14 protein-coding genes are annotated in these 19,976 nt (G+C 51.4%); 11 read left to right on the plus strand and 3 right to left on the minus strand.

Annotated elements, in window-relative coordinates:
• Positions 1 to 175 precede the first annotated feature (175 nt).
• The 10 genes from ELY33_RS16405 (at position 176) to ELY33_RS16450 (ending at position 12,106) form a co-directional block, all read left to right on the plus strand.
• Positions 176 to 1,045 carry a carbon-nitrogen hydrolase family protein gene (locus ELY33_RS16405; RefSeq protein WP_126948979.1) on the plus strand — a complete coding sequence of 290 codons (870 nt, stop codon included), beginning with the start codon at positions 176 to 178 and terminating at the stop codon, positions 1,043 to 1,045.
• Positions 1,046 to 1,199: 154 nt separating this feature from the next.
• Positions 1,200 to 2,672: a biotin carboxylase gene (locus ELY33_RS16410; protein WP_126948980.1), complete on the plus strand. Its 1,473-nt coding sequence runs from the start codon at positions 1,200 to 1,202 to the stop codon at positions 2,670 to 2,672.
• 56 nt (positions 2,673 to 2,728) lie between these two features.
• Positions 2,729 to 3,712: a C45 family autoproteolytic acyltransferase/hydrolase gene (locus tag ELY33_RS16415; protein ID WP_244208633.1), complete on the plus strand. Its 984-nt coding sequence runs from the start codon at positions 2,729 to 2,731 to the stop codon at positions 3,710 to 3,712.
• Positions 3,713 to 3,803: 91 nt separating this feature from the next.
• Positions 3,804 to 6,581, plus strand: a complete 2,778-nt coding sequence (locus tag ELY33_RS16420; RefSeq protein ID WP_126948982.1) for an aminotransferase class I/II-fold pyridoxal phosphate-dependent enzyme — start codon at positions 3,804 to 3,806, stop codon at positions 6,579 to 6,581.
• Between the two features lie 264 nt (positions 6,582 to 6,845).
• Complete coding sequence (locus ELY33_RS16425; protein WP_126948983.1) at positions 6,846 to 8,342, plus strand: NAD-dependent succinate-semialdehyde dehydrogenase; 1,497 nt, start codon at positions 6,846 to 6,848, stop codon at positions 8,340 to 8,342.
• Positions 8,343 to 8,427: 85 nt separating this feature from the next.
• Entirely contained in the window at positions 8,428 to 9,861 is a 1,434-nt protein-coding gene (locus ELY33_RS16430; RefSeq protein ID WP_126948984.1) for an aspartate aminotransferase family protein, read from the plus strand.
• A gap of 131 nt (positions 9,862 to 9,992) precedes the next feature.
• Complete coding sequence (locus tag ELY33_RS16435) at positions 9,993 to 10,670, plus strand: haloacid dehalogenase type II (protein WP_126948985.1); 678 nt, start codon at positions 9,993 to 9,995, stop codon at positions 10,668 to 10,670.
• A 25-nt stretch (positions 10,671 to 10,695) separates the two neighbouring features.
• Positions 10,696 to 11,151, plus strand: coding sequence for a DUF302 domain-containing protein (locus ELY33_RS16440; RefSeq protein ID WP_126948986.1), 456 nt, complete (start codon positions 10,696 to 10,698; stop codon positions 11,149 to 11,151).
• Positions 11,152 to 11,236: 85 nt separating this feature from the next.
• Positions 11,237 to 11,584 (plus strand): putative quinol monooxygenase, encoded by a 348-nt coding sequence (locus ELY33_RS16445; protein WP_126948987.1) that lies wholly within the window; start codon positions 11,237 to 11,239, stop codon positions 11,582 to 11,584.
• 54 nt (positions 11,585 to 11,638) lie between these two features.
• A complete protein-coding gene (locus ELY33_RS16450; RefSeq protein WP_126948988.1) occupies positions 11,639 to 12,106 on the plus strand; it encodes an S-ribosylhomocysteine lyase in 468 nt (155 codons plus the stop codon).
• Between the two features lie 200 nt (positions 12,107 to 12,306).
• Here ELY33_RS16450 and ELY33_RS16455 read toward each other — a convergent pair whose 3' ends face one another.
• The 3 genes from ELY33_RS16455 to ELY33_RS16465 are packed head-to-tail and all read right to left on the minus strand — an operon-like array spanning position 12,307 to position 17,350.
• Positions 12,307 to 13,143, minus strand: a complete 837-nt coding sequence (locus tag ELY33_RS16455) for a DUF3037 domain-containing protein (protein ID WP_126948989.1) — start codon at positions 13,141 to 13,143, stop codon at positions 12,307 to 12,309.
• Positions 13,140 to 13,886 (minus strand): HipA family kinase, encoded by a 747-nt coding sequence (locus ELY33_RS16460; protein WP_126948990.1) that lies wholly within the window; start codon positions 13,884 to 13,886, stop codon positions 13,140 to 13,142. The genes ELY33_RS16455 and ELY33_RS16460 overlap by 4 nt, the downstream gene beginning before the upstream one ends.
• A gap of 2 nt (positions 13,887 to 13,888) precedes the next feature.
• Entirely contained in the window at positions 13,889 to 17,350 is a 3,462-nt protein-coding gene (locus tag ELY33_RS16465; protein ID WP_126948991.1) for a DNA methyltransferase, read from the minus strand.
• 284 nt (positions 17,351 to 17,634) lie between these two features.
• Between ELY33_RS16465 and ELY33_RS16470 the strand changes: the two genes are divergently transcribed.
• The gene (locus ELY33_RS16470) at positions 17,635 to 19,959 is read left to right on the plus strand and encodes a TonB-dependent receptor (protein ID WP_244208634.1); all 2,325 of its coding nucleotides are present in this window, start codon (positions 17,635 to 17,637) and stop codon (positions 19,957 to 19,959) included.
• The last annotated feature ends 17 nt before the right edge of the window (positions 19,960 to 19,976 follow it).

Below are 19,976 nucleotides of genomic sequence, written 5' to 3' on the forward strand. Positions count from 1 at the left end.
GTTTTTGTAAATAGGATTTAATAATTTATCCAGGTGTTTGATCAACGCCAATTCAGCGTTTCGTTGGCTTAACATAAGAATCAGCACCATTCACCTACTAGCTTAGCGAAAGATAACCAACAGGTTTCATTCGCTGAGCTAAAACAGTCAGATCGCCTGACGCAGAGAGAAGCTAATGTCTTACTTCACCATTGCCGGTGTTCAAATGCATGCCCTGCACCATGGCGACAATACCGAGGCCATGCGCCATCGGATCGATGCGTTAATGAACCGTTTTCCCCAGGTTCAAATGGTGCTGTTCAGCGAATTAATGCCGATGGGGGCATCTCCACTCCATGCACAAGTACTGCCCAGCGATACCGAGGCATTGTTTTGCCAATTAGCCGCGCAACACCGTATCTGGTTGATTCCTGGCTCAATGTTCGAGAAAGTCGGTGAGCTTATTTATAATACGTTGGTGGTGATCAACCCATTAGGGCAGGTCGTAACTCGCTTTCGTAAAATGTTTCCGTTTCGCCCGTATGAAGCAGGGGTTGAAGGCGGCAGTGAATTTGTGGTCTTCGATGTGCCTACGGTAGGTCGTTTTGGCGTGTCTATCTGTTATGACATGTGGTTCCCTGAGACGACCCGTACCTTGGCTGCCATGGGAGCTGAAGTGATTCTTCACCCCACCATGACCGACACCATTGATCGGGATATAGAGTTGTCGATTGCCCGCACCAATGCGGCAGTTAATCAGTGCTATTTCTTCGATATTAACGGCGCTGGCGCGTTAGGAAATGGCCGTTCCATCGTGGTGGGCCCATCGGGCGACGTGATTCACCAGGCGGGTATCGGCGAGGAAGTTATTCCAATCGAAATTGACCTTAATCGTGTGCGTCGTGAACGCGAAACCGGGTTACGTGGGCTAGGTCAGCCGCTTAAGAGTTTCCGTGATAGAGAGGTCGATTTTTCAATATATCGTAGTGAAAATGGATCCTCTCCTTTCCTAGACACCCTAGGGCCGCTTGCCAAACCGGTACGCAACGACCAAGAAATAATTTAGGAGTCTACTTGGCTTGACCTATCGTCATGAGAAGAACGGATTTCGCGCCAAGTTGAATGATCAATTCAGGCGAATATCGCGATATTTAGCGAAACTCCTAGGCAGCACTAATTCCACACAGCCTTCAGTATCTGTCATACCAGGAGCGAAAATAATGACTAAAATCACTTCCATTGCGGATGTCCGTAGACATTTTTTGAATAATAAAGAACCGGTCTACTTTATTTCTGCGACCAATTTTAATCTACTTGGTATCGGTGATTGGGTCGGTAGCTTCCGCCACATTAACTATATTGACTGCTTTGAAGGTAAGCAGCGCAATGTCTTTGTTCCGAAGCAAAAGTTTCCTCGCGATTTTGAGAGCATTGAAGATATCAATAACTACCTGCTTGAACACAAGGAAGTTATTGATTTCATTCAATCCCGCGCCAACGATGAAAGCGCGGGTGTCGCGTCGTTTTTAATGTTCGATGAGCACACTGAAGAAATCTGCAACCAGCTAGGGCTGCGAGTTGCCTTTCCGCCCGCTGAATTGCGTAAGCGGATGGATAACAAGATTGAGACGGTTCGCATAGGTAACAAAGCAGGCGTCCCCAGTGTGCCCAACGTGCTGGCTAAGGTGGGCAGTTACCAGGAACTTATTGAAGTAAGCGAGTCGCTTGGTAACGATTTGGTGGTACAGACCGCGTTTGGCGATTCTGGTCACACCACTTTCTTTATTGCCAGTGAAGAAGACTATTACAAGCACGCCGAAGAGATTGAAGCAGAGCCCGAAGTTAAAATCATGAAGCGCATCAACTGTCGCGGTTCGGCAATTGAAGCCTGTGCTACGCGCTGTGGTACGGTCGTTGGCCCATTGATGACGGAGCTTGTAGGCTTCAAAACATTGACGCCGTATAAAGGTGGCTGGTGCGGTAACGAAATGTTCGCTGGCGCATTTAGCCAGGAAGTGCGCGACTTAGCGCGCGAGTATACGTTTAGATTCGGTGAAGCACTGCGCGAAGAAGGATACCGGGGATATTTCGAGCTCGATTTCCTGATCGATATGGAAACCAACGAAGTGTATTTAGGTGAGCTGAACCCGCGTGTGACCGGAGCAAGCTCCTTAACGAATGTGGCAGCGTTTGCTCACTCCGATATTCCACTGTTTCTGTTCCACTTGTTGGAATTTTCAGACGTCGACTTTGATTTGGATATCAACGATATCAATGAGCGTTGGGCGCACCCTGAAAGTGTCGACAGCTGGAGCCAGTTGGTTATCAAACACACTGATGAGAGTGTTGACCTGTTAACGCAGGCTCCCACGACAGGCGTCTGGCGCATGAATGAGCAAGGTGAGATTGCTTATGATCATTACAGCTATCACCCCCATGCGGCAGAAAACGAGCATGAAGCCTTTTTCTTGCGCATTAGTGGCGCAGGAGATTTCCGCTATGAAGGGGCCGATCTTGGCATTTTGATTACTCGAGGCCGGTTGATGGATGATGACTTCCAACTGAACGAGCGGGCCAAAGCTTGGATAGAGGGCATCCGCAATCAGTACACCGGACAGGCGTTGCAAGACCCCGTAGTGGAGGAAGTTGCCGTCAGCCATGCTATCGGCGGTGGCAACTTCAAAATTCTTTAATTATGGACAGCCAATTTGGCACAGGCCGAGCGCCTGGCGTGGAGCTAGACAAGGCCTTGACGTTTCGCACCGTGCACGAAGAGGTAGCAGGGCCAAAGTGGCAGTCATTATTCCATTACCACTGGCCTGCCTATGAGCCCTGGTACCTAGCCGAAGGCGAGCGTGAGCGTCCTTCCTACTTGGAGTGCCATAACGCTTTACGTCAGCACATGCCTGAATTGCTGGGTACCTACCGTACGTTATGTGAATTGGCAGGCGGGGGGGATCTTTCGTCACGGTTACTAAGTTTGTATCGCCCGCCGCCGTATATTACCGGTTGCTCCCAGGCGGTGCTGGCTAGGCCGACGTCTACCGTTTTAGCACGCAACTATGACTACCCGCCTGAGTTGTGCGAAGGCACGATTATCTACACGCGCTGGAACCAGCGCCGTGTAATCGCGATGTCTGACTGCCTTTGGGGTGTGCTAGACGGAATGAATGATTCGGGGCTTGCTGTTTCTTTAGCGTTTGGTGGACGCAAGGTGGTCGGAGACGGTTTTGGCGCGCCGATTATTCTTCGCTACATTCTCGAATTCTGCGACACCGTGCCCGAAGCAGCGGCGGTACTTGCGAGAGTGCCTACGCATATGGCTTACAACATTACTGTGGCAGATGCCTGTGGACGTTATGTAACAGCAATGATTGCGCCGGATCGGCGTGCCAGCATCAAGCGGGTGGCAGTAGCGACCAACCATCAAAAGAAAATCGAATGGTATGCCCACGCGCTGGCTTCAGAAACCCTTATTCGTGAGCGTCAGCTCTCGATTTTGGTAGACGACGACGCCACCACTGACGAGCGACTAATCTCGGCATTTTCCGCTCCTCCTTTGTTCCGCCACGACTATCGGCGCGGCTTAGGCACCGTGTATACCTCGGTATATCGCACCAAGGAAAAGCTTACTCAGTTTCGCTGGCCCGGTAGGGTGCTGGATTTGAACTTCGATGTGTTCCCTGAAGAGCAACTTATCGTGCGCTACGGTTCGCGCGGTATGTATGGCTGATATAACTTTTATATCTCTTATAACACTTATAACTCTGTTGCTCAGGCAAGTAATTTTTCCAGATAAATACCTATAAAGGATGGGTGTCGTCATGCAAGAAAACAACCTTACCGAAACTTCCTACACCGCCCTGGGGTTTTATCACAAAATTTCCCAACTTCGTGCTGATACTTGGAACGAGCTTAAACGAGATTTGGGGATTCTAACGCGCCTAAAGGAAGAGAGCCGCGTCAAGAACCTGATAAAAGCGGTCGACATCAAATTAACACGTTTGGAAATCATTGAAGATTATCACGCGTTTCCCTCCAAAGAAGATTTTCGTCATTTATGGACGCTGTTCAATCGCGGTGAATATGCGCTGTTAGATAAAGTGGTAAAACGCCTGGTAAGAACGTTAATCAGCGAGTCCTATCGCCGTCGTCATGTCGACCTATCAGAGACTGATGCCGGGGCTGAAGATATGGAAGCGCTTGATGCCCTTAACCAACTACGCCGCGGGCATCCGGCTTCCAATAGTTCAGCACAGCCTTACTTTGAACTCTTAATTGTCGATAATCTTTCTAACCAGGAAGAAGACGTGGTGCGAGAGGCGTTTCACAATATGCGCCGCTCTGAAGATAGCTTTGTTTACGATGTAGTAACGGTAAAAAGCTTTGAAGATGCGTTGATCGCGGTACTGGTTAATCCGAATATCCAAGCATGTTTGATCCGCTACGAATTTCCGTATAAATCAAAGTACAATCTCAGCGCATTGCGTAATTATCTGGAAGGCCTCTCAGAAAACGAGCTGGAGCACCATAGCGAAGCAGAACGCAGTATTTTGCTCAGTTCGATGATTCATGAACTGCGCCCCGAAATTGATCAATTTCTGGTGACAAGCGGTGATGTTGAAGCAACGGCAAGCCGCGACATTAAGCATTTCAACCGTATCTTCTACCGTGAAACGGATTACATCGAGCAGCACCATACGATTTTGCGTGCCATTTATAGCCGCTATCGTACGCCGTTCTTCGATGCCCTACGTGAATACAGCAAAAAACCCACTGGGGTTTTTCATGCCATGCCTATCTCCAGGGGCAAGTCGGTAACCCGCTCTCACTGGGCCGGGCATATGATCGACTTCTACGGCATTAATATCTTTCTGGCTGAAACATCAGCAACGTCAGGGGGGCTTGATTCGCTGCTGCAACCGTTCGGGCCAATCAAAAAAGCACAAGAGTACGCCGCCAGGGCCTTTGGTGCGCGCAGTAGTTTCTTTGTTACCAATGGTACGTCCACTGCTAATAAGATTGTGGTGCAGGCGTTGATTAAGCCGCGAGACATTGTGCTGATCGACCGTGACTGCCATAAGTCACACCACTACGGCATGGTGCTGGCCGGAGCGCATGTCAGCTATCTGGATTCCTATCCGCTTGACGATTACTCCATGTACGGTGCGGTGCCGCTGCATGAAATTAAGAAAACGCTACTTTCCTATAAGCGTACTGGCCAGCTGCACAAAGTTAAAATGCTACTGCTGACTAACTGTACCTTTGACGGCATCGTTTACAACGTGCGCCGGGTAATGGAAGAGTGCTTGGCAATCAAGCCGGATCTAGTGTTTCTTTGGGATGAAGCATGGTTTGCTTTTGCTGGTTTTAACCCGACGTATCGGCCGCGTACTGCGATGAATTCAGCGCGTACGCTGAGGGATCGTTATCGCAGCGAGAGTTATCGTGAAGAGTATGCGGCTTGGAAAGCCGAGTTTGATAAGCTCGATCCGGAAGACGACGCCACATGGCTTAACCAACGGCTAATGCCCGATCCGGATGAGGTGCGAATTCGCACTTATGCGACTCACTCTACTCATAAAACGCTGACCTCGTTGCGCCAAGGCTCAATGATTCACGTTTGGGATCAGGATTTCCGCCAGAAAGTAGAGGCTTCTTTCCATGAAGCCTACATGACGCATACCTCCACCTCGCCCAATTATCAGATTGTGGCATCGCTGGACGTCGGTCGAATGCAGGCTGAGATGGAAGGTTTCGAGCTGGTCCATGCTCAGGTTGAGACAGCGCTTTCGCTGCGTGAGCAGCTCTACACCCACCCATTGTTGCAGAAGTATTTCCGCGTACTGAAGAACAGTGACATGGTGCCTGAAGCGTACCGAGAATCGGGTGTGGAATCGTATTACGATCCGGTAACGGGTTGGAATAAAATGGAGGAGGCCTGGGCGCGGGACGAGTTTGTTGTCGATCCTTCCCGGGTGACCATTGCCATCGGCAATACGGGCGTTGACGGTGATACCTTCAAAAATGAATATCTGATGAATAAATACGGGATTCAGATTAACAAGACGTCTCGGAATACCGTGCTGTTTATGACCAATATAGGCACCACGCGAGGCTCGATTGCCTACTTGCTGGATGTGCTGATCAAGCTGGCTAAAGAGTTCGAGAATCGCTTGGAAGACAGTAGCCGTCCCGAGCGTAAGATCATCGAAAACCAAGTGCATTCACTGAATCATGATCTGCCGCCGTTGCCTGATTTCAGTCGCTTCCATGATGCTTTCCGGCCGAACCCCGATACAACCCAAGGCGATATTCGTTGCGCGTACTTTCTGAGCTATGACGAAGAAAATACCGAGTACCTACGCTTCGATAACGGCAAGTTGCAGGCGCAGATGCGTGATGGACGTGATGTCGTGTCGGCAAGTTTTGTCATCCCGTATCCGCCAGGATTTCCGGTGTTAGTGCCGGGGCAGGTGATTAGCGAAGAAATTTTGTATTTTCTTAAAGCGTTAGATGTCACTGAGATCCATGGTTATCGGCCGGAGCTAGGTCTTGTGGTGTTTACTGAGGAGGCCTTAATTAACCCCGCTGCGGGGTAAATAGTGGCGCTGCCAAAAAAAACCACCGTAAAGTAAGCTTTCACAAAAAAAGTGCCGGAATTATCCGGCGCTTTCAAAAACACTTCGTGCGGTATCTCCCTTACTCTGTACTCACTGAAACAGCGCAACCAAACGTTGCGCTGTTTATCTTATTTTCTGCGCAATTTTCTTATGTGTAATTGCTTATGTTCAATTGCATGTGCGCAACGGTTTGTCGCTCACGATTGGCTTCACCGTATTTTGCTGCAACCTGGGGAGGTGCCCATGACCACACTATCGACCATGCTAACGAAGCGCCTGGAAGATCCGCGTCTGTTTCGGCAGTACGCTTACATAGATGGGAAATGGACCCACGGTAACGGTGGCCGCGAAGAAGCGGTGTATGACCCCGCGACAGACGAAGTCATTGGCCATATTCCGTTGTTGGAAGCCGAACAAATTACCGCTGCTGTTGATGCAGCTGAAGCAGCCTTTGTTCATTGGCGCGCACTCCGCGCTGACGAACGCTGCGAGCGGCTATTGGCATGGTACGATTTGATTCAGGCTAACCGCGAAGATCTTGCCACCATCATGACGCTAGAGCAGGGCAAGCCGATGCCGGATGCTCGCGGTGAAGTCGAATACGGTGCCAGCTTCGTGCGTTGGTTTGCTGAAGAAGGTAAGCGCACCTATGGCGAAACCATTCCCAGTCATATCCCCAATGCCTCACTTGGCACCATTAAAGAGCCGGTAGGCATTGCGGCGATGATTACGCCGTGGAACTTCCCGCTGGCAATGATTACCCGCAAAGCGGCGGCGGCACTGGCCGCAGGTTGTCCGGTGATCATTAAACCTGCCAATGAAACGCCGTTTTCTGCGCTGGCGCTGGCAGAGCTTGCCGAGCGGGCGGGCATTCCGGAAGGCATTTTTAACGTCGTGCTTGGGGACCCCGCAGAGGTTTCAAAAATTTTGTGCAGCGAGCCGCGTATTCGTGCGCTCTCCTTCACGGGCTCTACCCGTGTCGGCCGGTTATTGATTGAGCAGAGCGCAAACACGGTCAAGCGGCTATCGCTAGAACTTGGTGGCAACGCACCGTTTATTGTTGGGCCGGATATGGACCCCAAAGAAGCGGCCTATGCAGCGGTTTCAGCCAAATTCCAAACAGCGGGGCAAGACTGCCTAGCCGCCAACCGTATTTTGGTGCACGAATCTATCCACGATGAGTTCGTCGAACAATTTACCGAGCGTATGTCAGCGCTTACCGTCGGTAACGGCTTGCATGGAGAAGTTGACCTTGGCCCGCTGATTCACCGCCAGGCAGTCGAAAAAGCTGCATCGATTGTCGATGATGCGATTTCTAAAGGCGCCACAATGGTTGTGGGTGACCAAAGCCAGGCGCCGGGCGATAACTTCTTTATGCCGGTGCTGTTAACCAACGTGACACCGCAAATGAAAGTGTGGCGTGAAGAGAACTTTGCGCCTGTCGCCGGTATTACCGCGTATAGTACCGACGATGAAGTCATTGAAATGGCCAATGACACTGAATACGGCTTAGCAGCCTATATCTATACCCACGATATTCGCCGCATCTGGAAGCTAATGCGAGCGTTGGAATACGGCATGGTTAGCGTCAACTCAGTGAAGATGACAGGTCCACCAGTGCCCTTTGGTGGCGTGAAACAGTCCGGCCTTGGCCGTGAAGGTGGCGCGACAGGTATCGACGAGTATTTAGAAACGAAATACTACTGTCTTGGGGCGCTAGGCTCAGTATCGGGAAGTTGATTAGGTGGCCAAAAATTTAGTCAGCCATCAATGACAAAATACCCTCCCCAGTTAATGGGGAGGTTTACTTTATAGAGAGAATGTTATGAGCTTGCATCAGGATCTAATCGAACGCGACCGTAAAGTCACTTTCCATGCCTCCACTCACCTTCGCGACTTTGCCCACGGCGATTTGCCTGGCCGTGTTATCACCGGCGGCAAAGGCATTAACATTGTAGATAAAGATGGCCGTGAGTTTATCGACGGTTTTGCGGGCCTTTATTGCGTCAATATCGGTTATGGCCGCACCGAAGTTGCCGAAGCAATCTATAAGCAAGCGTTAGAACTTTCTTATTACCACACCTATGTAGGCCACTCCAACGAGCCGCAGATCGAGCTTTCCGAGCGCATTTTGAAAATCGCCGGCATGAACATGTCCAAGGTTTACTACGGCATGTCAGGCTCTGATGCGAACGAAACACAGCTCAAAATTGTGCGCTACTACAACAATGTGCTGGGTCGTCCGCAGAAGAAAAAAGTGATCTCGCGTATGCGTGGTTACCACGGTTCCGGTATCGCCTCTGGCTCGTTAACGGGTCTTAAAGCGTTTCACGACCATTTTGATCTGCCAATTGATACCATTCGCCACACAGAAGCACCGCACTACTATCTGCGCGCCGCAGAACAGCACGGCGTGACAGAGCGTGAGTTTTCTGCTTACTGTGCCGAGAAGCTGGAAACGATGATTCTGGAAGAAGGTCCCGACACCGTCGCTGCGTTTATCGGTGAGCCGGTACTGGGTACCGGTGGTATTGTGCCGCCGCCAGAAGGCTACTGGGATGCGATTCAAGCAGTGCTTAACAAGTATGATGTGCTATTGATTGCTGATGAAGTGGTGTGTGGCTTTGGCCGTACTGGCTCAGACTTTGGTAGCCACCACTACAACATGACGCCTGATTTGGTGACCATCGCTAAAGGGCTAACCAGTGCCTACCAACCGCTTTCTGGCGTGATTGTTGGCGATAAAGTATGGAAAGTGCTGGAGCAGGGAACCGGTGAGTTTGGCCCTATCGGCCATGGCTGGACCTATTCGGGTCACGCACTGGGCTGTGCTGCTGGCCTTGCCAACCTGGATATCATTGAGCGCGAAAACCTAGTGGGTAACTCTGCTGAAACCGGCGGCTACTTCCAGCAGCAGCTCAAGGCCACCTTTGAAGGTCATCCGCTGCTGGGTGATGTACGCGGCGTTGGCCTGATGGCCGCCTTAGAGTTCTCGCCAGATGCCAAACAGCGCCTGCATTTCGACCCGGCGCTGAAGGTTGGCCCGCGTGTCGCAGCAGCGGCAATGGAAGAGAACCTAATTGCCCGTGCGATGCCACAAGGCGATATTCTGGGCTTTGCGCCGCCACTTACCATTAACCGCACTGAGGTTGATGAGATGATTGGCCGCGCCAAACGCGCCATCGACCGCGTCACTGATGAGCTAGTGCGTTCCGGTGATCTTAAAACCGGTAAGCAAGAAGCCGCTTTTACGGTTTAATCTCGCCTAATGCTACCCCCACGCCGCTGCATACCGCAGCGGCGTTTTTGTTTTTGAAGAGGCAAGCTATGCTATAGGCATAACGTCACTTATCGCCAATCATTATCCTACTCACCAAGTCAGGAGTTACCATGCAACCGGTACTCGCTTTTGATGTATACGGCACGCTCATTGATACCCAAGGGGTAACGGTTGAGTTGGAGCGCCGCCTTAGTGACGCCACCAAAGCAGGGGAATTCGCTAAGCGTTGGCGGGAAAAACAGCTGGAATACAGCTTTCGCCATGGATTGATGGGAGCCTACGTGCCGTTTTCTGAGTGCACGCGCGAGGCATTAGTGTTCACCGATCGCGCGCTGCAAACCGGTCTTTCCGATAACAATCAGGACCACTTAATGGCGGTTTATGCCGAGTTGCCTGCTTTCCCCGATGTGGTGCCCGCCCTTGATCAACTTCGCGATGCAGGTATTCGCTGCGTGGCGTTTTCGAACGGTACCCAAGAAGCGGTCACTAAGTTACTTACTCGTGCAGGCGTGGAAAGCCACATTGATGCAGTGATAAGCGTCGATGACGTTAAGCGCTTCAAGCCCGACCCCGCCGTATACGCCTACTTACGCACACGTTTAGAAGTGCGCCCAGAACACACCTGGCTGATTTCCAGCAACCCTTTCGATGTCATTGGCGCTACTCATGCAGGCCTACGCAGCGCTTGGGTGCGACGTCACCCCGACGCACCGTTTGACCCCTGGGGCGGTGAGCCGGATATGACCGTCGCTGACCTTGAAACCTTCGCCGACCGTATAATTAAATAATAACTTAAAGTATTAAGGAGATAGCATGCGTTTTACTTACTATGCCGTAGCGGCCGTTGTATCCATCGTTGCTCAACCTGCAGTAGCCTCCTCTTCAATGGGAATAGAACATATAGATAGTGAGCGCTCATTCGAGCAAGTGACCGATCAGCTAAACTCGGCACTTGAAGAAAAAGGACTCATGCTGGTGGCAAGTATTGATCATGCGCAAAATGCCGCCAACAACGAACTTTCGCTGCCGGCTACCACCACGTTTATTTTCGGTAACCCTAATGTTGGCACCCCAATGATGCAGTGTAATGGCAGCGTCGCGTTGGATTTGCCCCAAAAAATGGTGGTGCGGGAAACGGATAATGGCGTTCGTATCGAATGGAATGACCCGCAGTACCTCGCCGAGCGTCATCAGCTGAAAGAGTGTGATCTACCGCTTGATAACGTGGCCAATATATTACGCGATGTGGCCGAAAGTGCAGCCCATTAGCATCGTGAACGCAGCAGTGTAAAGGCTGTCAATATGCCCAGTGGACGCGCATAATAGAGGCCGTTTATTTGTATAGGATGTTAGCATGTCGGAAAAAATTTACTGTGTCGCCAGTTTTAAGCCCAAAGCCGGTAAGGAAGAGGCAGTATTTAAAGCGTTGCAGAGCCTAGAGCCGAACGCGCATCGTGAAGATGCTTGTATCCACTACACCGTGACCCGGCAAATTGAAAATCCGTTTGCTCAAGGCACCAGCTACCCGATTGTGTTTCATGAAATTTGGGCCAGCCGTGAAGAGTTTGAAGCCCATTGCCAGCGTAAAGAGATTCAAGACTTTTTTGCTGAACACGTCGAGTCACCTGATGGCGATATTGAAGACGCTAACGTGTGTGTTTACACCGATGAGCCGTTGAATTTTGACGCTCCAAAGGTGTAAAAAGCGCTAACAGCGCAGAATTAGCAAGTGAAATACCAAGATAACGGAGCCAATATGACCGAAAAGAAAATGAACGTTGAAAGCTTTAACCTGGACCATACCAAGGTAAAAGCGCCTTACGTACGTTTGGCTGATATTAAAGAAGGCCAACATGGCGACCGAATCCATAAGTACGATCTGCGTATTTGCCAGCCCAATAAAGAGCATATGGACATGCCTGCGCTGCATTCCCTAGAGCACTTAATGGCTGAGATGTCGCGTAACCACACAGATAAAGTGGTCGATATTAGCCCGATGGGCTGCCAAACCGGCTTTTACATCGCGTTGATCAACCATGATGATTACGATGACGTGATTAACATCATCGAACAAACGCTAAACGACGTATTGACCGCTACCGAAGTGCCCGCCTGTAATGAATTGCAGTGCGGTTGGGCCGCCAGCCACAGCCTGGAAGGTGCTCAAAAGCTAGCCAAAGACTTGCTGGCTAAGCGCAGCGAATGGACAGAAGTATTTGCCTAAGTGGTAAATGAATAAGTGGTAAATGAAAGCGCTAGCTATCAGCACAACGCCTCCTAAATTGGGGGCGTTTTATTGTTAATCCAGGGGTTCTAAGTAATTAACGCATGGTAAATGCCAAACAACGGTGACATGCTGATATCGCACGCATAATTACCGGTTGGCGGGGTATTCAAATGCTTTTTGATACGTGGCTGTTATACCTAGTTGCCTGCATACGAAGGAGGCGTTGCTACTTCCTTGAGAATTCGGTGTTGGCCAAGATGTTCAGGCAAGATTCTCGCAGCAAAATCGTTCTCTATTTCCTGGCAAATTTCTTTATAGGCACGCTGACGCGGGCCCGTTTTAGCCTTAGGGGACTGACTAATGAACACCATGTCATCAGGAGCATTGTTTGAAAGTTTAAGTCGGCGTAAGTGCGCTAGCCACTTATCACCTTTCTCAATAATGCGTCCGGCGTCTTCTAGGTCGAAGCTAAGGGGTTTGATCGCTTGACGTATATGCGCGCCTTCTTGCCAGACAAAAGGCAACTTTACACGGACAATGTCATTGCCCAGTGTCTGCTCTGTATAGCTGCGATTCAGTGCCCTAAGCCAGTGGTTAACGTGTTTAGTGAGCTGCTCTTCCGGTGTGGCTATGTGCTTGAAATCATGATGTACATAGCGATTGAACAGCTCATCAAGGGCAATTTGCGGATCTTTTGCAGCCAATGTGCCTGGTTTGCTGAAACGAAACATCGCTTCTCGAGGTTCAACCAAGTCATTAAAGATGCGCAGCTGCACATCTAACTGGCCTTTATGATGATTGGCTAGGTCAGCCGTGCGTTTCAGCTCTGTCACAAAGTGCTGCCGCGCTTGAGTAAATACCTTTGTCGGCAGTTTGTCGAAAAAGTGAGTAATGCGCTTTCGTGAAACAGTTTCGACTCGCTGAAGAAACTGGCCATTATTACAGAGCATAATGATCCCCAGGTTTGCGAACTCACCTGTATCAAGATAAGGCTGAAAGCGCAGCACTGCGTAATTACAAATAATTGCGCTCATATCAAGCTCCAGAAGGAAGGATCACGTAAACGGGCTAGCAAATTGAAGCGCTCTGCTAATGTAGGTTGTATCTCGGATGCCTCGTCATCTATATCGCGGTAGAGCCATTCGAAAGGAATCGTATTAGTGATCATATCCCAGTCATTCAGGGCGGCGTCAAGTACTGCCTCATGGCGTGCGCGCACTTCCAGGTCTTTGAAACTGTTGCGCTGCTGACTAAACACATGATTTTCAAAATCACCTGTACAATTAATAGGGTCAAAAGCTAGGTTGTGATCAATGACCACTAAGCCGCACACGGAACTCCACAGTAGGTTTACATTGCCACCCTGGCTACTCAAACGACGATCTTCATTGTTAACCCAATAATCAAATACTAAAAGGCGTTGCTGAAAGGCTTCGTCAATTGCTTCTAGTTGCGAGAAAAGCAAATCTTGGCTGTGGAGTGCTACTTTAGATGCAAAAGTCGGCCCTCCCTTTAGATCCCCAGCGCGTGGCTCCGTCGAAAAATCTAGCATTCCGGAAGGAAAATGCATCAAGGCGTACTCAGCAATTGGCAACTCACAACGCCTTGCCAACTCAGAGCAGATTAGCTCAGATACTAGTGATTTTTGACCAACGCCATTGACGCCTTTAACAACATACTGGTCATCTTGCGTATCACGAATAATAAATGGCTTGGTGCGCCCTTGGGTCGACTGGCGCAGAATTTCCTTAGCCTCCACCACACAAGGGTTCCTCATACTCACCTCACCAGCCGCCATTGTTCATTTTCCTGCTGGGCTTGGCCGAGGGCGGCCAGCGCTGAGAGCACTTCACTTACGCCTTTGACCGGTTTGCGTTTGAACTGGGCGGCTAAGCTTTCTGCGCTGTGGGGGCTGGCGGCGAGCATATCGCGTAGCAGGGTGACCTGGGTGGCGAGGTCTTTGGGCCAGCTAGCCTTGGTTTTCTCGGCGGCTGGGGCGGCATCCGCTGTTGCCGCGCTGGCCATGTCGGTTTGGGTGGGGGCGGCTTCTTCGGGGGCCTGGTATGCCGGGCGCAGCCAGCGCACCTTGCCCTGGGCTTCTTCGGCGGCGCGCTGTTTGTTGAGTGCGACTAACCGCATCAAGAGTTCTTCTTCGGCTTCGGCCTGGGCGGCGGGTTTATCCGGCAGCGGGGTGGTGGCACCGGGCAGGCCGACCAGCTGTTTGGCGAGGTCATCCCAGCCGTAGGCGCTGAACACGGCGCGGTCGAGCTGGTCGTGGTCATCCATCAGGGTGCTGACCAGCCCTTGCTGGTTGATGGTTTGCTCTTTGGCGTTAAGGGCTTCACCGGCGCGCAGCTTTTCCATCACGTTATAGATGCCGGTCAGGGTGAGCGTTGGGTGCTCGGCCTGCTGGCGCTTGCGGTGGGTGTCGATCTGCTCGGCGAGCTGGCCGATGGTTTCAGTCATTTCCTTTGGCATTGGAAATTTTAAGAAGCAGTCTAAATGGTTATAAGTAGAGTCGTTACCAACGCCTAGCCAGCCACCAGCCCTTATCGCAAATAATGTATGAACTCTAGATGAAAGTATGCCTAAAATATTTTTAGACTCCGATGCGATAACAACAATTTTACTTTCTGCTATTAAATCAGAAGAAGATAGCTGAAACACCCTGTGTCTAGCAGTTCGTGTTGTTGTAATAAAACTATTAAGTTCTTTGCTAGCTTTTCTTAAATCTGCGCCGGAGCGTCGAAATAACCACCATTTTACTGATGTTCTTGCTTCACGATTAACTTCACGCTCAGGCTTAACTCGTTCTGATAGATAGTTAAATAGTATTGGATAGCCTTTTTTAGCTTCGTTAATATCTAACCCATATAGGTCAATCACGTACCTAGTGATTTGTCCATTAGTTAAATCCTTGCCATTCATGTAAGGCTTAAGAATATTTTTATTATCTGGATGCTCTACAAGAAATTGGCGTGCTTCTTTCGTATCCATCAAAAAGCCTTGGCTACCTAACTCATATCCTTTGATTGCAATTCCTTTATGGGCATTTAATTGTTCCATGGAAGCCACATCTGCGCCAATACTCAAATCCGCAAATACTTTACCTTTACGGCGGCTTAGCGAAACGCTGCGGGCTTCGCGGTGTTCGTCGCTGCTTTCGTTAGTCACCAGCTGCAACAGCCCCGGCGCTTCGCCCGCGCGGCCTACCGTCATGGCGATGCGCACCGCGGCGCCGTCGTTGCCATCCACCCAGGGGTGGTCAGGAATCGCAAAGGTCAGCGAGAGCGGTTTTTTGGCATCGTTTAAGTGGGGTTCCAGCACCCGGCGGTTAAAGGTCTGGCGCAGGCTGTTGGTGGTGATAAACCCAAACTGCTGGGCGCTGCCGCTGCGCACCGTCTCAGCGGCGATATGCCACCAGTACATGACAAAATCCGCCGATTCCGGCACCTGGCCTTTAAATACCTGGCGCACGGCATCCACATAGCCATCGCCCAGGGCGCGGCGCATGGTTGAGGCACCAATAAACGGCGGGTTACCGATGATGTAGTCCGCTTCGGGCCATTCGGCGCGCTTGGGGTTGTGGTAACGGTACACCGGGGTGCGGGCAGCTTCATCCGGTATCAGCTCGCCGGTGGCGGGGCTTGGCTTCATGCTGATGCCATCCCAAATGGTCACCGGCTGGCCTGCGTTATCCAGCAGCGCTTCGCGGTGTTCAAACTCAATCAGCGCATCGCGGTGTTCGATGTTGTGGAAGTCCTTGAGAATCGGCTCGGGCAAATCAAGGCTGCCGTTAATGCGGTAGTGCCACTGTAGGTAACCAATCCACAGCACAATTTCGGCAATGGCGGCGGCGCGGGGGTTAATTTCCATGCCTAAAAACTGCTGGGGCGAGACGGTCAAGCCTTCGGCTTCCAGGGAACTCTGGCCGCCGCTTAAGTCGGTAATCAGGTTGAGCACTTCCCCTTCCAGGCGCTTCATGTGCTCCAGCGCGACATACAGGAAGTTGGCGCTGCCACAGGCCGGGTCCAGCACCCGCACCTGGCAGAGCTTGTGGTGAAAAGCGCGCAGGCTTTCCAGGGCTTTATCGGTTTTGCCTTTCTGGTTGTGGGCTTCCGCGACCACCTGGGCGGTGGCCCATTCGCGGCGCAGCGGGTCAATCAGGGTGGGCATTACCAGGCGTTCCACGTAGGCGCGGGGCGTGTAGTGGGCGCCCAGCTTGTGGCGTTCGCGGGGGTCCAGGGCGCGTTCCAGCAGGGTGCCGAAAATCGCCGGTTCGACAAAGCGCCAGTCGGCCTTGGCGGCATCAATCAGCAGTTGAATCTGCTCGGCGTTGAGCGGGATGGGGTCGATGCCTTTAAACAGGCCGCCGTTAAAGCGCATCACTTTGGCGGTTAACACGCCGCTGAAGCCGCCGCTGTTCATGCTTTCCCATAGCGAGCCTATGGCGTCGGCAAAGTGCTCGGGACTTTCCTTCATGCGCTCCAGAAAGGCAGTAAAGCTGCCCTTGGGCAAAAGCTCCACGTCTTCACTGAACATGGTGAACAGGCAGCGCTTTAAAAAGTGCGCCACCCGGTCAACCTCAAAACCGTCGGCTTCCAGCGCTTTGGCCAGCGTCGCCAGCTTGGCGCTCACCGCACGGGTCACGCGGGCGGCGTACTGGCTGGGGTCTAGGGTGTCTGGCGCTTCCCACAGCGCTTTCAGGCGCTGCTGCACTTCGGGCTGGCGCAGGTCGTCGAGCTTGATGCGGTAGTTGCGCGGGTCGGGGAAGGGCACATAGGTGCCGCCGGAGCGGGAGAATTCCGAATACAGCGCCAGGGTGCGGCCTACATCCGTGACCACGATAAACGGCGGGCGGCCTTCATTTGCGGGCAGAGCGCGCACGTACTGGTCGGCCTGGTTATAGGCCGCCTGCATGGCTTTGTCCCAGCCTTTGGTTTCCAGCCCTTTGCCGCTTTGCTTGGCTTCCAGCACAAACGCGCCGCGCTTGTAGAGGTCAATAAAGCCGCGATTCTCGCTGCCATCGGGGTTTTGAATATCTACCCGGCGCTCGAAGGTGTAGGCGTTTTCGCGGTTGTCCTTGCTGGCTGGCTCGGGTGTGGGCAGTTCCAGCAGGGCGCACAGCTCGGAAAGGAACAGCTGATAGTTGGCTTTCTCGGTGCCGGTGGTGCCTTTCCAGCGGGTGATAAAGGTCTCAATGGCATCTGGGGTGGCAACCGCAGCGGGGGCGTCAAACATCAGCAAGCATCCTTTCAGGCAGGGGTCTAACCATATTAAGCAGGGTTAGATAGTAGCATGCTTAAAACGTAATAAAAGCAGGGCCGCGGGCGGGAGCGTTGTCGGGGGATACAACATTTAATTAGTTTAAAATTAAAGCAAATCATTATCATTTACATAGTTATTTGTGTTTGGTACCTTGTTGCAAATAAAAACGCTGCATTCCTCTTTGGGAACAGCAGCAGAGTCTCAGGCTTGGCCTGTAAGCACTTACCTTTTTACGCAAGGGAACCAATAAGATGTTAATGACGAAGAAAAAAATGCTTCCAAGCGCGATTGAGTTACGCAGCCCTAATTCAATGCGTTTCGGACGCACGTTAGCCACCGTGAGTGCTTGTATGCTGGCGGCAATGAGCACCAACACTCAGGCGCAAACACGTACTGAAAATGCGGCCTCACTCGATACGGTCACGGTTACTGGCTATCGCGGTACCTTTATGGAGAGCGTCAAGTATCAACGCCCTGTACAGGAAACGCCGCGTATCGTAACGGTGCTTACCAGTGACCTGTTGGAAGACCAAAACGTAACCGAGTTGCGCGATGCACTGCGCAATGTGTCCGGCATCAGTTTACAAGCAGGGGAAGGTAATCCGCCTGGCGGCGATCAGCTAAAAATTCGCGGTTTTAACGCTCGCGATGATATCAACGTGAATGGGTCGCGTGATCTGGGTAACTACTTCCGAGATCCGTTCTATGTCGATCAAATTGAAGTGATTAAAGGGCCTAACTCGGCGTTCTCTGGCCGTGGTTCAGCGGGGGGCACTATCAACTTCGTAACCAAACAACCGTTAATGGAAGACCGCAATCGTTTGGAGACCTCAGTCGGGTCTGATGAGTTGTTCCGTGTGACGGGTGATTTCAATCGTCGTATTGATGATAACAGCGCACTACGGCTTAACGTGATGAGCCACACACAAGATAATCCAGGCCGTGATATTGTCGATCAGGAACGGCAAGGTGTCTACGCTGCTTATACATGGGGGTTTGAAAGCGATACGCAGGTAGAGGTGGACTTCTTACACACACGTCAGAACAACACGCCAGACCAAGGTATCCCCATTGATCGAGAAGGTTTTAGTGGCGACCCTAGCCAGCTAAATGATCGTGGTCGCACGCCGGGTGGCCAGCGTGCAGGCGACGGATATTATACGGGAGCGCTCCCGCCTGGAATTGATTACAGCGATTACTTTGGCCATGTTGATGATTATCAAGACATTGATGTTAATCAGTTGGGTGTTGCGGTTGAACACTACGTTAACGATGGCTTTAGTGTGCGTAACCAGTTCCGCGTTAGCCGGGTAGAGAACGATTCCATTACGTCGTCGCCGCGTATCAAAATCCCTGAAGCTGCCTTGGGAAGCGGCGATTTCTCGCAGGCGCTTGTTCAGGGGGATCTGAAACCTCGTGATCAAACAGATACGTCTTTCTTTAACCAGACGGATTTGCTGTTCTCATTTGATACAGGTCAGGTTGGACATGACTTAGTTGTTGGTGCTGAAGTGGGTCACGTGGATATCAAGAATGACCGTCGTCCCGATCAAAAGGGACCTCGCACTTCTCTCTATGATCCCGAGACCCGCACCCGGCCCGAGGCTTATTACGACGGTACCCGCCACCGTTTAGAGTCTGAACAGGTCGGTATTTATGCGCTCAACGTAGCAGCGCTTTCATCGCAGTGGGATCTGCACACCGGTGTGCGCTGGGATCATGTTAAATCAACGGCTACCGATACCGGGTACGATGACCCTATTGGCCCGGTCTCACGTACCGACAGCGAATGGAGCGGTAACCTGGGGCTAGTGTTTAAGCCAACGCAAAATGGCACCGTCTATGCGTCCGTGGGTACCTCTTTTGATGTGACGGGTACTTTTGATCGGGGGTTGGTGCAGTTAGCTGGCGGCGGCGACGCGACGACCGGTGGGCGTGAAGACATTATTGATGAGTCCGCATTCAATACTGATCCTGAAAAAACGATTGCCTACGAACTGGGTACGAAGTGGAATCTGGCCGATAATCTACTGGTCAGCGCTGCTCTGTTCCGCACCGATAAGAAAAACGCCCGCACCCCCGCCCAAGGCGGTGGAGATCTACTGCAAGTGCTAGACGGGGAGCAGCGCGTTGAAGGCTTTGAAATTGGCGCAATGGGCAGCTTGACGCCAGGATGGGATCTATACACCAGCTATACCTATATGGATTCCGAAGTGCTCAGTTCCAATAATCCTTGGGAGGTAGGTTCTCGTTTAGGTGGTACGCCTGAGCATACGTTCAATGTTTGGACAGACTATGAAGTTACGCCACAGTGGACCATTGGCGGCGGCATGGAATATGTTGCTGATCAAGTAAACAACGTTGCTTCTGAGCCGGGTGCGCGGCGTCGTCAAGTCAGCATTGATAGCTATTCTTTGTTTCATGCCTCAACCGCTTATCGCTTCAACGAGGCGCTACAGCTACGTATCAATGGCTTTAACTTAGCGGATAAAGAGTATATCTCACAGCTTGCAGAGGGCGGTGCCCAGGGTATACCAGGGCCGGGCCGTCATGTGATTGCCACGCTACGTTACGACTTTTAAGTCCTATTTTTCTGAGG

It is taken from the genome of Vreelandella andesensis (genome assembly GCF_003989795.1).
In the GTDB taxonomy this organism is placed as follows: domain Bacteria; phylum Pseudomonadota; class Gammaproteobacteria; order Pseudomonadales; family Halomonadaceae; genus Vreelandella; species Vreelandella andesensis.

Bases quoted from the DNA above. Each gene is read 5' to 3' on its own strand.
- ELY33_RS16460 (WP_126948990.1), bottom strand. From the start codon at position 13,886: ATGAGGAACCCTTGTGTGGTGGAGGCTAAGGAAATTCTGCGCCAGTCG.
- ELY33_RS16410 (WP_126948980.1), top strand. From the start codon at position 1,200: ATGACTAAAATCACTTCCATTGCGGATGTCCGTAGACATTTTTTGAAT.
- ELY33_RS16470 (WP_244208634.1), top strand. From the start codon at position 17,635: ATGACGAAGAAAAAAATGCTTCCAAGCGCGATTGAGTTACGCAGCCCT.
- ELY33_RS16455 (WP_126948989.1), bottom strand. From the start codon at position 13,143: ATGAGCGCAATTATTTGTAATTACGCAGTGCTGCGCTTTCAGCCTTAT.
- ELY33_RS16445 (WP_126948987.1), top strand. From the start codon at position 11,237: ATGTCGGAAAAAATTTACTGTGTCGCCAGTTTTAAGCCCAAAGCCGGT.
- ELY33_RS16430 (WP_126948984.1), top strand. From the start codon at position 8,428: ATGAGCTTGCATCAGGATCTAATCGAACGCGACCGTAAAGTCACTTTC.
- ELY33_RS16420 (WP_126948982.1), top strand. From the start codon at position 3,804: ATGCAAGAAAACAACCTTACCGAAACTTCCTACACCGCCCTGGGGTTT.
- ELY33_RS16405 (WP_126948979.1), top strand. From the start codon at position 176: ATGTCTTACTTCACCATTGCCGGTGTTCAAATGCATGCCCTGCACCAT.
- ELY33_RS16425 (WP_126948983.1), top strand. From the start codon at position 6,846: ATGACCACACTATCGACCATGCTAACGAAGCGCCTGGAAGATCCGCGT.
- ELY33_RS16435 (WP_126948985.1), top strand. From the start codon at position 9,993: ATGCAACCGGTACTCGCTTTTGATGTATACGGCACGCTCATTGATACC.
- ELY33_RS16450 (WP_126948988.1), top strand. From the start codon at position 11,639: ATGACCGAAAAGAAAATGAACGTTGAAAGCTTTAACCTGGACCATACC.
- ELY33_RS16440 (WP_126948986.1), top strand. From the start codon at position 10,696: ATGCGTTTTACTTACTATGCCGTAGCGGCCGTTGTATCCATCGTTGCT.
- ELY33_RS16465 (WP_126948991.1), bottom strand. From the start codon at position 17,350: ATGTTTGACGCCCCCGCTGCGGTTGCCACCCCAGATGCCATTGAGACC.